The organism is Halotalea alkalilenta (assembly GCF_001648175.1).
In the GTDB taxonomy this organism is placed as follows: domain Bacteria; phylum Pseudomonadota; class Gammaproteobacteria; order Pseudomonadales; family Halomonadaceae; genus Halotalea; species Halotalea alkalilenta_A.
In genome coordinates this window covers 1989917-2000891 of the sequence record NZ_CP015243.1, presented here as the reverse complement: position 1 = coordinate 2000891, position 10975 = coordinate 1989917, and the positions used below count along the sequence as shown (strand labels likewise).

General features: G+C 64.9%; 10 protein-coding genes. 1 reads left to right on the top strand and 9 read right to left on the bottom strand.

Translation table 11 applies throughout. The annotated features are described in order from the left end of the window. Positions 1-11: 11 nt before the first annotated feature. Positions 12-392 carry a hypothetical protein gene (locus A5892_RS08800; protein WP_064122489.1) on the bottom strand — a complete coding sequence of 127 codons (381 nt, stop codon included), beginning with the start codon at positions 390-392 and terminating at the stop codon, positions 12-14. A 77-nt stretch (positions 393-469) separates the two neighbouring features. Here A5892_RS08800 and A5892_RS08795 point away from each other — a divergent pair, with 77 nt between their 5' ends. After that, positions 470-964, top strand: coding sequence for a DUF721 domain-containing protein (locus tag A5892_RS08795; RefSeq protein ID WP_064122488.1), 495 nt, complete (start codon positions 470-472; stop codon positions 962-964). An 83-nt stretch (positions 965-1047) separates the two neighbouring features. Here A5892_RS08795 and lpxC read toward each other — a convergent pair whose 3' ends face one another. From lpxC to murD, 8 genes are all read right to left on the bottom strand, one after another. Further along, the gene (lpxC, locus tag A5892_RS08790) at positions 1048-1956 is read right to left on the bottom strand and encodes a UDP-3-O-acyl-N-acetylglucosamine deacetylase (protein WP_064122487.1); all 909 of its coding nucleotides are present in this window, start codon (positions 1954-1956) and stop codon (positions 1048-1050) included. A 213-nt stretch (positions 1957-2169) separates the two neighbouring features. Next, positions 2170-3348 (bottom strand): cell division protein FtsZ, encoded by a 1179-nt coding sequence (ftsZ, locus tag A5892_RS08785; protein WP_064122486.1) that lies wholly within the window; start codon positions 3346-3348, stop codon positions 2170-2172. A gap of 34 nt (positions 3349-3382) precedes the next feature. Next, complete coding sequence (ftsA, locus tag A5892_RS08780) at positions 3383-4693, bottom strand: cell division protein FtsA (protein WP_027350872.1); 1311 nt, start codon at positions 4691-4693, stop codon at positions 3383-3385. A gap of 341 nt (positions 4694-5034) precedes the next feature. Beyond that, positions 5035-5757: a cell division protein FtsQ/DivIB gene (locus A5892_RS08775; protein WP_064122485.1), complete on the bottom strand. Its 723-nt coding sequence runs from the start codon at positions 5755-5757 to the stop codon at positions 5035-5037. 39 nt (positions 5758-5796) lie between these two features. Further along, positions 5797-7260 carry a UDP-N-acetylmuramate--L-alanine ligase gene (gene murC / locus A5892_RS08770; protein WP_064124396.1) on the bottom strand — a complete coding sequence of 488 codons (1464 nt, stop codon included), beginning with the start codon at positions 7258-7260 and terminating at the stop codon, positions 5797-5799. A 10-nt stretch (positions 7261-7270) separates the two neighbouring features. Continuing rightward, positions 7271-8383, bottom strand: a complete 1113-nt coding sequence (murG, locus tag A5892_RS08765; RefSeq protein ID WP_064122484.1) for an undecaprenyldiphospho-muramoylpentapeptide beta-N-acetylglucosaminyltransferase — start codon at positions 8381-8383, stop codon at positions 7271-7273. Then, positions 8380-9597 (bottom strand): putative lipid II flippase FtsW, encoded by a 1218-nt coding sequence (gene ftsW / locus A5892_RS08760; protein ID WP_064122483.1) that lies wholly within the window; start codon positions 9595-9597, stop codon positions 8380-8382. The genes murG and ftsW overlap by 4 nt, the downstream gene beginning before the upstream one ends. After that, positions 9597-10973 carry a UDP-N-acetylmuramoyl-L-alanine--D-glutamate ligase gene (gene murD / locus A5892_RS08755; RefSeq protein WP_223302835.1) on the bottom strand — a complete coding sequence of 459 codons (1377 nt, stop codon included), beginning with the start codon at positions 10971-10973 and terminating at the stop codon, positions 9597-9599. Before murD ends, ftsW begins: the two co-directional genes overlap by 1 nt. Positions 10974-10975 lie beyond the last annotated feature (2 nt).

Genomic DNA, 10975 nt, shown 5'->3' with positions numbered 1-10975 from the left:
CGGCGAGATGATCAGAGCTCGCGCGCCGCCGGAACATCAATCGCACAGGCAGGCGGGCCGCGCCGCGACAGAACGTCGCAGCCGCTGGTCATGGGGATGAACGGGACACGAGGTAGCGCGGTTGCGCGCACACGCACACGTCGCCTCGGCGGCCGCGGACAGCGCCGTGGCCTGACGCTGCGACGGCGGGAAACGGCACGAATCGTCTCGGGCACCTGAAAGGCAATCCGCACCAGCCGCTCGGTCATCAGGTCGAGCCGGTACTGGAGCATCGCCGAGGAGATCGCCATCGGCAGCAGACAGCCGACGAGGAGCCCCGTCAGCCACCAAGGGTGGCGACGGCGGGCGACACGATGATCGTGCTGCGAACTGTGTGTGGCTGACTCGGTCATGTTAGATTGCTGCTTTCCCCTCGTCGTCGGTACGGCGAGCGAGATCCTTCGTAATCTTCGGTTACGGTCGCAAGGCGATGAGTATAAAGGCTAAGAAAGGGTACGCACAGCCCATTGCCGGGCTACTCTCCACCTCCTCCCACGGAGTGCGGCGAGATAGCACGCTGGCGCCGCTGCTGGGCAAGGCACAGGCGATAGAGCGGGCCCAGCGCCAGCTCGATGGCCACCTGCCGTCGGAACTGCTCGGCCACGTGCTGGTCGGGGGCTATACCGACGGTCAGCTCACCCTGCTCACCGACCGCGCGGTATGGTTGACCTGGCTGCGCTTCGAGCGCGCGCGCCTGCTCGCGCTGCTGCGCTACCTGCCGGAGTTCGCCCAGATCGAGGGACTGACCTTCAAAGTCCGCCCGCTGCGCCCGATCAAGACCGCCCCACGCCAGCTGCGCAAACTCTCGGCCGATGCCGCCGAACGGCTCAACGAATGCGCGAATGAGGTCGATGACCCTCGCCTCAAGGCGGCGCTGGCGCGACTCGCCTCCCACGCCTCGAGCGAGCCCGAGCAGCCGGGCTGAGCATAAATCCGAACCCCAAAATGCAGCGACGCCGCCCCGAAGGGCGGCGTCGCAGTCTTCAACGACCCAATTCAAGCCAGGCCCTAGGCCATCGCCGGGGCCGCGTAGGAGATCGGTGCGACCTCGCCATCGGCGAAAGTGACGATTTCCCAGCACTCGGGGTGCTTGAGCAGTTCACGCACCAGCTGGTTGTTGAGCCCGTGCCCGGACTTGTAGCCGTGGAACTCACCGATCAGGCTGTGGCCGAGCTGGTAGAGATCGCCGATCGCGTCGAGCACCTTGTGGCGAACGAACTCGTCTTCGTAGCGCAGGCCATCCTCGTTGAGGATGCGGTAATCGTCGACCACGATGGCATTGTCGAGACTGCCACCGAGCGCCAGGTTGCTGGAGCGAAGCCGCTCCAGGTCGCGCATGAAGCCGAACGTACGCGCCCGGCTCACTTCCTTGACGAAGGAGGTGGTGGAGAAGTCGACGGTGACTTCCTGGCGCTGGTTGGCGAACACCGGATGGTCGAAGTCGATCCCGAAGCTGACCTTGAAGCCGTCGTAGGGGGCGAAGGCAGCGCGCTTGTCGCCGTCTTCCACGGTGATCGGCTTGATCACGCGGATGAATTTCTTCGCCGCATCCTGCTCGACGATGCCCGCCGACTGGATCAGGAAGACGAAAGGCCCGGCGCTGCCGTCCATGATCGGCACCTCGGGAGCGCTGACCTCGACATAGGCGTTGTCGATGCCGAGCCCCGCGAAGGCGGACATCAAATGTTCCACCGTGGCGACACGGGCGGAACCGACGGCCACGACGGTGCACATCATGGTGTCAGAGACATTTTCGGGATGCGCGGGTATCTCGACCGCCGGAGACAAATCCGTACGGACGAATACGATGCCTTTGTCGACCGGCGCCGGTCGAAGGGTCAGGTAAACTTTCTTACCCGAGTGCAGACCCACTCCGGTCGCACGAATGGTGTTTTGTAACGTTCTTTGTCGAATCATAGGAGGCTGCCACACACGGGACGCAAGAGCGAATTGTGAAAATGATAACAGTTAGGACTAAGCGCGACAACGAACGCTGTTCGCAAAAGAAAACTTGCACGCTATTTGCGCTTTCCACTCCGCCAGAACTATTCGAATTCAATCGTCAAAACGCCGATGAATGCCAGAGCATCCATCGGCGCAAACAGCTCAGGCCCTCTGCGACCACCCCTCTCAATCGGCCTGACGGCGAAGGAAGGCGGGAATGTCGAGGTAATCGTCGAGCTCGCGGGACTTGCCGCTCGCACTACCGCGGCGTTCACGCGCGCTCTCCTCGCGCTCGCGCTCCTTGGCGGCCTGCTGGCGCATCACCGTCGGCTGCTGGAGCTTGCGGTAATCGCTCGACTCCGGACGCGCGTGGCGAGTCTCGGCGGCGACCGCCTTCTCCTTGCGCAGCCCGTCGAGGCCGGCGGCGACCACGGTGACCCGCAGCTCGTCGGACATGTTCATGTCGATCGCGGTGCCGACGACGATGGTCGCATCCTGCGAGGCGAACTCCTGCACCGTGGCCCCCACGTCGTTGAACTCACCGATCGAGAGATCGGGGCCAGCGGTGATGTTGACCAGGATGCCGCGGGCACCGTTCAGGTTGACGTCCTCGAGCAGCGGCGAGCGAATCGCTTTCTCCGCCGCCTCGCGGGCGCGGTTCTCGCCCGTCGCCGCACCGGTTCCCATCATCGCCATGCCCATCTCGGACATCACGGTGCGCACGTCGGCGAAGTCGACGTTGATGATCCCAGGGCTGGTGATCAGTTCGGCGATCCCCTGCACCGCACCGAGCAGCACGTCGTTGGCGGCGCTGAATGCGGTCAGCAGGCTCGCGTTCTTGCCCAGCACGGTCAGAAGCTTCTCGTTGGGGATGGTGATCAACGAGTCGACGTGCTCGGAGAGCTCCTTCATCCCCTCTTCCGCCGCACGCTGACGCTTCGGCCCTTCGAACGGGAAGGGACGAGTCACCACCGCGACGGTGAGGATACCGAGCTCCTTGGCCACCTGCGCCACCACCGGTGCACCGCCCGTACCGGTGCCACCGCCCATACCGGCGGTGATGAACACCATGTCCGCACCTTGGAGCAGCTCGGCGATGCGCTCACGGTCCTCCATCGCCGCCTGACGCCCGACCTCCGGATTGGCCCCGGCGCCGAGCCCCTTGGTGATTTCGGTACCAAGCTGCAGCACGGTCTTGGCTGCAACTCGCTTGAGGGCCTGCGCATCGGTATTCGCGCAGATGAACTCGACCCCCTCGATACTGTTCTCGACCATATGGTTGACGGCGTTGCCGCCACCACCGCCAACACCGATCACCTTGATGACCGCATTGTTGGATGGCGCGTTGTCTACTAGCTCGAACATAAGCCCCGTCTCCCGTAACCGCTCTGCGGTCTTGTCAGAAATTACCTTTGAACCAGCCTCGGATGCGCTCGATGGCGGATGGCAGTGAATCGCCCAAGGATCGCGAAGAGCTACGCTCCGAGAGACCTCGGCGAGCATGCTCCTCACGCCGGGGCTGGACCTTATCGAACGATTCGGTGCCATAGGCCTGGTGCGAGTGGCGCATGCCGTAGAGTAGCAAACCAACCCCTGTCGAATAAATCGGGTTGCGCACCACGTCAGCAAGGCCGCGGACGTTCTGAGGTGATGCGATCCTGACTGGCATGTGGAAAATCTCCTCGGCCAGCTCCGTCACCCCTTCCATCCGCGATGTACCGCCGGTGAGCACGACGCCGGCGGCGATCAGATCCTCGAAACCACTACGTCTGAGTTCCTCGCGCACCAGGGTGAAGAGCTCCTCGTAGCGAGGCTCCACCACTTGGGCGAGTTCTTGCCGGGAAAGTTCACGAGACGGCCGGTCGCCGACCCCTGGTACCCGGATGATGTCGTCGCTCGACGCCAGCTGAGTGAGCGCGCAAGCGTATTTGACCTTGATGTCCTCGGCGTACTGCGTCGGCGTGCGCAGCGCCATGGCGATATCGTTGGTCACCTGGTCGCCCGCGATCGGAATCACCGCGGTATGCCGGATGGCGCCTTCGGTGAATACCGCGATGTCGGTGGTCCCGCCGCCGATATCGACCATGCAGACCCCGAGCTCCCGCTCGTCCTCGGTGAGCACGGCGTGGCTGGAAGCCAGCTGCTCGAGGATGATGTCATCGACCTCGAGCCCGCAGCGGCGCACGCACTTCTCGATGTTCTGCACCGCGTTGAGCGCGGCGGTGACCAGGTGGACCCTCGCCTCCAACCGCACGCCGGACATCCCCAGCGGCTCGCGAATGCCCTCCTGGGCATCGATAGCGTACTCCTGCGGCAGGACGTGGAGGATGCGCTGCCCCTCCGACACCGCCCTGGCGCGGGCCGAGTCGATCACCCGATCGATGTCGTAGGGCGTCACCTCGCGCTCCTTGATCGCCACTACGCCATCGGAGTTCATCGAACTGATATGGCTCCCAGCGATACCCACGAACACCGAGTGGATATCGCAACCCGCCATCAATTCCGCTTCTTCGATCGCGCGCTGAATCGATTGCACCGTCGACTCGATGTTGATCACCACGCCCTTCTTCATTCCGCGTGAAGGGTGCGAGCCAATACCTGCGATTTCGATGCCACCATCGTCGGTCGGTTGACCAACGATGGCCACGACTTTGGATGTTCCGATATCCAGCCCGACCACCATATTGGAAGCGTTGGATTGTCCAGCCATAGGTCGGGCCTACTCCCTGATAATCATCACGATGAATCCAAACTCTCCGCTGTTCCTTCCTGGCCACATCACGAAGTGTAAGCCACTTTGCCATTTCTGACATTCGAAGGAACGATGGCGAAAAGCAACGCCGGCAACAACTGCCACATTCCACGAATACCAGCCCACAGCAATTCTATCGACTGTGAAAGTACTTCGAGAATACGGTTATTCGCAGCCGAAAGAAATACCCGGCCAAGGTTTAACGGAAACTCGTAACGTATAAAAACAGCTCGTTTACCCAAAGGTCCACAGTCTAAAAAAAGCCGCTGGAACTGAACTCCGGACATATTGCACCGAATTCACTGCCGAGAGACTTCGGCCGCCGCGCTCTCGCCGTGCCAGCCAACCGCGAGGCCATTCGGATAACGCAGGTCGATATAGCGGATCCGATCGGCTCGTTCAGACAAGGAACGATGCCAGGCGGCGAGAAAACGCTCCAGCCTGATATCCAGCCCGGTGCGTCCCAAAATCACCCAGAACGTATCGTTGACTTGGAAGCGCCATGCCCCGCGCGCCTCAAGGCGCACTTGAGTGAGCTCGAGACCGAGCGGCGCAAGACGCGCCTCCAACACATGATAATAAGCCAATACATCGGCGGATCGATCTCCGGGACCCGCCAGATTGGGCATCCGCTCGAGGGTATCACTCGGCCCGGGAGAGAAGGGATGACCTTCAGCGTTGATCAGGAAGGCATCGTTCCACCACGCAACCGGACGCTGCTCCTCCAGTTCGAAGGTCAGCGCATTGGGCCAGTGCCGGGAAACCCTCGCTTCGTGGATCCAAGGGATCAGCTTGGCCCGCTCGCGCAGCTGATCCAGGTCCACCGACAGCCAGTGCTGGCCGCTGACCAAGGGACTGAGCTGGCCGCTGAGGAAGCTGGCATCGATATAGCGGAAGTCGCCCTCGACCGCGACCGACTCGATCGGCTGGTCGAGCCATACCCATAGCGAACGCCCACCGGCACCTAGCAGTACCGCGATCAATACCAGGCCTAGCAAGCGGTTGAAGAAGCTACTGGACATCAGCGCACTCGCAAGCGGATGAAAGACGACTCACGTGCTTCAGAGCTCCAATCCGTCGAGTTCGAGCCCGCAACGGGCCAACGCCACACTGATGGCCCCGATGTCGCCCGCGCCCTGGGTGATCAGGATGTCGCCGTCGCGCAGCACATTGCCGAGCAGCTTGGGCAGCGCCTGCTTGCTCTCGACGAACAGCGGGTCGACCTGGCCGCGCTGGCGGATCGAGCCGGCCAGCGAGCGCCCGTCAGCACCGCTGATCACCGCCTCGCCGGCGGAGTAGACATCGAGCAGCAGCAGCATGTCGACATCCGAAAGCACCCGCACGAACTCCTCGTAGAGTTCGAAGGTGCGAGTATAGCGGTGCGGCTGGTAGACCATCACCAGACGCCGCTGCGGCCAGCCCTGGCGTATACCCCGGATCACCGCCTCGACCTCGCGCGGATGATGGCCGTAGTCGTCGACCAGCATCACTTCTCCGTCGCGCCGTCCCGGCACCGGGAAATCACCATGCACCTGGAAGCGCCGCCCGACCCCAGCGAAGCCGGCGAGGGCACGGATGATCGCTGCGTCGTCGACGCCTGCGTCGCTGGCCACCGCGATCGCCGCCAGCGCGTTGAGCGCGTTGTGCTGCCCCGGCATCGACAAACTGACCTCGAGCGGCGCGAGCCCGCCAGGGCGCAGAGCGGTGAAGCTGATCCGCCGCTCGGACTGCCGGAAGCCCTCGATCCGATAGTCGGCGTCGGCGTCGAAACCGTAGGTGACGAACTGGCGCTGGATCCTCGGCAGCAGCGCGCGCACCACCGGATCGTCGATGCACAGCACCGCCTGACCGTAGAACGGCAGGTTGTGGAGAAACTCGATGAAGGTCTCCTGCAGCCGTCCGAAGTCGCCGTCATAGGTGCTCATGTGGTCGGCGTCGATATTGGTGACGATCGCAGTCATCGGCTGCAGGTGCAGGAAGGAGGCGTCCGATTCGTCGGCCTCGGCGACCAGATACTCACCCTCCCCCAGCCTGGCGTTGGTGCCCGCACTGTTGAGCAGCCCGCCGATCACGAAGGTCGGATCGAGCCCGCCCTCGGCGAGCAGGGTCGCGGTAAGGCTGGTGGTCGTGGTCTTGCCGTGGGTCCCGGCCACCGCGATGCCGTTGCGAAAGCGCATCAGTTCGGCGAGCATCTCGGCGCGCCGCACCACAGGTACCCGGTGCTCACGCGCATAGCGAATCTCGGGATTGCTGACATCGATCGCGGTCGAGACCACCACCACGTCGGCATCCACCGCGTTCTCCTCGCGATGGCCGATCATCACCCGCACACCGATCGACGCCAGGTGGGCAGTGACGCTGGAAGCGCGCAGGTCGCTGCCGCTGACCTCGAAGCGCTGGTTATGCAGCACTTCGGCGATGCCGCACATCCCAGAGCCACCGATACCGACGAAATGGATCCGGCGGATGCGTCCCATGCTGCTGCGCGAACCGAGCTGCGGCCGGACGCCGGGCTGGCGAGTCATCGCTTCAAAATCATCGGCGCTGTTCAAAACCTATCTCCATGCAACCATTGGCCATGATCTCCATCGCCTCGAGCTGAGCGCGGGAGCGCGCAGCCTGGGCCATGGTGGCGAGTGTTTCGGGCTCGAGCAAGCGCGCGATCGCCTCGCTCAGCCGTTGGGCATCGAGCTGGCGCTGGGGAATCAGCTCGGCGGCGCCAAAATCACTGAGCACCCGCGCGTTGACGCTCTGGTGGTCATCCACCGCATGGGGGAACGGCACCAGGATCGAAGGCTTGGCGCTGGCGGCGAGCTCAGCGACGGTGAGCGCTCCCGAGCGGCAGACGATCAGGTCCGCCCAATCATAGGCGCCGGCCATGTCATCGATGAATTCGCTGCACTCAGCCTCCACCCCAGCCTGGGCATAGGCTTCCTCGGTCGCTTCCAGCTTGCCGCGACCGGCCTGGTGACGCACCAGCGGACGCCGCTCGGGGGCGAGCTCGGCAAGCGCCACCGGTACCTGTTGATTGAGCGCCACCGCGCCGAGCGACCCACCCATCACCAGCAGCCGCAGGCGCCGAGTGTTCATCTCGCTGGCCTGGCGCGGCCGCTCCCCGAGTGCCGCGATCTCGGCGCGCACCGGGTTACCGATCACCTGAGCCCCTCGCGCCGCGGGAAACGCACCGGGAAAGGCCGCATAGACGCGCTTGGCAAGGCGCGAGAGCGCCTTGTTGGTCATCCCGGCGACGGCGTTCTGCTCGTGGATCACCAGCGGCCGGCGCTCGAGCCAGGCGGCGAGGCCACCCGGTCCGCTGGCGAAGCCGCCGAGCCCGACCACCAGCCCCGGGGCGAGCTCATCGATCACTCGCTTGGCCTGGCGCACCGCGCGCGAGAGGCGCAGCGGCGCCATCAGCCAGCCGGCGGCACCGTTGCCGCGAAGCCCGGCGATCTGGATATGGTGCAGCGGGATGCCCGCCTGCGGCACCAGCACGTTCTCGATACCGCGAGGAGAGCCCAGCCAATGGACCTCGACGCCACGGGCGGCAAGCGCGCGCGCAAGCGTCAGCGCCGGAATCACATGACCGCCCGTTCCACCGGCCATGATCAGCGCGCGCCTGGGGGCGCGCTCAACCGTCGTTCGACTCATGCCTCGCGTCCCTGCAAACCGATCTCCTCGCTCTGCGCTTCGCTGTAACCCTGGCGCCGCGCCCGCTGAGCAGACTGGCGATAGGCACGGGTCTCACCGTCGACGCGCAGCAGCAGGCCGACCATTACGCCCGAGATCAACATGCTCGAACCACCGTAGCTGAGCAGCGGCAGGGTCAGCCCTTTGGTCGGCAGCAGGCCCGTATTGACCGCCAGGTTGATGAACGCCTGGGCACCGAAGATCAGCGCCATGCCATAGCAAACGTAGGCCGAGAACAGCCGCCCGGTGAGTTCCGCGGTGCGCCCGATCTTGAACGCGCGGAAGACCAGCAGCGCGAACAACAGCACGACCCCCACCGCGCCGATCAGACCCAGCTCCTCGGCGAGTACCGAATAGACGAAGTCAGTGTGGGCCTCGGGCAGATAGAAGAGTTTCTGTACGCTGTTGCCGAGCCCCATGCCGCTCCAACCGCCGCGCCCGAAGGCGATCAGCGCCTGGGTCAGCTGGTAGCCGCTATCGAACTGGTTGGCCCAAGGGTCGAGGTAGCTGGTGATACGCTGAATGCGGTAGGGCTCGGCGAGCGCGCCGAACACCCCGAGCGCCACCACGCCGCAGGAGAGCAGCAGGAAGCGCCAGAGCGCCACTCCGGCGAGCAGCAGCATACCCATGCAGGTGGCGAGGATCACCACGGTGGCGCCATAGTCCGGCTCGAGGATCAAAAGCGCCCCCATGCCAGCGACCAGTCCAAGCGGCGCGATGAATCCCCACCAGGTGAAGCGTACGCGCTCGAGATGGCGGACCAAGTAGCCGGCGAGATAGACCACCATGCAGATCTTGGCGACCTCGGAGGCCTGCAGGTTGATCACCCCAAGCGGAATCCAGCGCCGGGCGCCGTTGACCTCGCGCCCGACGATCAGCACCGCCGCGAGCAGGATCAGCGCACCGAGGAACAGCGTCGGGCCGTTGCCGCGCCACCAGGACATCGGCACGCGCATGGTGACCAGCGCGCAAAGCAGTCCCAGCAGCACATAGATACCGTGGCGGATGCTGTAGTAGTAGGGGTTGCCGGTGAGGCTCGAGGCGATCTCACTGGAGGCCGAGGTGACCATGATCCAACCGAGCGAGACCAGCACTGCGGCGGCCAGGATCAGCCAGCCGTCGAGTGCATGCTCACGGGTCGAAAGACGCTTTTCCCAACGCGCGTAGAAGCTCATCACTTCTCCTCCCGGTCGGCGTCGAGACGACGCATGAGCCAGGCGCGGAAGGCGTCGCCGCGCACCTGGTAATTGGCGAACTGGTCGAGACTGGCGCAGGCGGGCGAAAGCAGCACTGCATCGCCCGGCTGAGCCAGCGCCACCGCGCGATCCAAGGCCTGCTCGAGGGTATCGAGCCGCTCACAGGGCAGGCTCGCCTGGAGCGCGGCCTCGAGCAGCGCGGCGTCACGACCGAACAGCAGCGCGCAGCGCGCGTGCGCGGCCAGCGGCGGCGCCAGCGCGGAGAAATCGGCCCCCTTGCCCACTCCGCCGCCCAGCCAGATCAACTTACCATCGAGGGTCGGGCCGATCCCTTCGATCGCCGCCAGGCTAGCGCCGACGTTGGTGCCCTTGGAATCGTTGATGAAGCGCACTCCGGCACGTTCGCCGACGCGCTCCACCCGATGCGCAAGGCCGGGGAAGGCCCGCAGCGCCGCCAGCATCGCCTCGCGTGGCCAGCCCATCCGCTGGCCGATCGCCAGTGCCGCGAGCGCATTGGCGTAATTGTGCAGCCCTTCGACGCGCAGCTCGCTGGCCTCGATCCAGCGTTCGTCTCCCTCGGCGAGCCAGACGCCCGCGCCGTCGCGGATCAGTCCCCACTGCCCTGGCCTAGGGGCCTGGGTAGTGAAGCGCGAGACCGCCACGTCGCCGCTGGGCCAGGTCGCGGCAACTTCATCATTGACCACCCCATGGCTCGCGCCGGCGAAGATCCGCTGCTTGGCCGCGGCATAGCCCTTCATACCATCATGGCGGTCGAGATGGTCCTCACTGAGATTGAGGAAGCAGGCCACCGTCGCCGCCAACCGCCGAGTGGTCTCGAGCTGGAACGAGGAGAGTTCGAGGATGTAAAGCTCGTGCGCGCCATCGAGCAGATCCAGCGCGGGGGTGCCGAGATTGCCGCCGACACCGGCGTCGAGCCCGGCCGCGCGCGCCATCTCGCCGACCAGCGTGGTGACCGTGGACTTGGCGTTGGAGCCGGTGATCGCCACCAGCGCGGCCGACTCGGGGCGCGCGCGCACGAACAGTTCGATCTCGCCGACCAGCCGGTCGCGCACCGCATCGAAGGCCGGCTGGCGCGGATCGACCCCTGGGCTCACCACCACTTCCAGCGCCTGGTCCATCGAAAGCGACTCGAGCGGGCCGAGCAACAGCTCGACGTCCGGATGGGCACGACGGAAATCATCCACCCCGGGCGGCGTTTCGCGACTGTCGGCGACCACGAAGGGCAGCCCCAGTCGAGTCAGATGACGCACGATCGCACGTCCCGAAATACCCAGGCCGACCACCAATCGGTGACCGGAAGGCACACGGTGACGGGGGCCGACAGTGCTCATCATCG

What these genes read in the sequence shown, in the direction of transcription:
- ftsZ (WP_064122486.1), bottom strand. Translation starts at nt 3,348, where the DNA reads ATGTTCGAGCTAGTAGACAACGCGCCATCCAACAATGCGGTCATCAAG.
- ftsW (WP_064122483.1), bottom strand. Translation starts at nt 9,597, where the DNA reads ATGAGCTTCTACGCGCGTTGGGAAAAGCGTCTTTCGACCCGTGAGCAT.
- lpxC (WP_064122487.1), bottom strand. Translation starts at nt 1,956, where the DNA reads ATGATTCGACAAAGAACGTTACAAAACACCATTCGTGCGACCGGAGTG.
- A5892_RS08795 (WP_064122488.1), top strand. Translation starts at nt 470, where the DNA reads ATGAGTATAAAGGCTAAGAAAGGGTACGCACAGCCCATTGCCGGGCTA.
- murD (WP_223302835.1), bottom strand. Translation starts at nt 10,973, where the DNA reads ATGATGAGCACTGTCGGCCCCCGTCACCGTGTGCCTTCCGGTCACCGA.
- A5892_RS08800 (WP_064122489.1), bottom strand. Translation starts at nt 392, where the DNA reads ATGACCGAGTCAGCCACACACAGTTCGCAGCACGATCATCGTGTCGCC.
- A5892_RS08775 (WP_064122485.1), bottom strand. Translation starts at nt 5,757, where the DNA reads ATGTCCAGTAGCTTCTTCAACCGCTTGCTAGGCCTGGTATTGATCGCG.
- murG (WP_064122484.1), bottom strand. Translation starts at nt 8,383, where the DNA reads ATGAGTCGAACGACGGTTGAGCGCGCCCCCAGGCGCGCGCTGATCATG.
- ftsA (WP_027350872.1), bottom strand. Translation starts at nt 4,693, where the DNA reads ATGGCTGGACAATCCAACGCTTCCAATATGGTGGTCGGGCTGGATATC.
- murC (WP_064124396.1), bottom strand. Translation starts at nt 7,260, where the DNA reads ATGACTCGCCAGCCCGGCGTCCGGCCGCAGCTCGGTTCGCGCAGCAGC.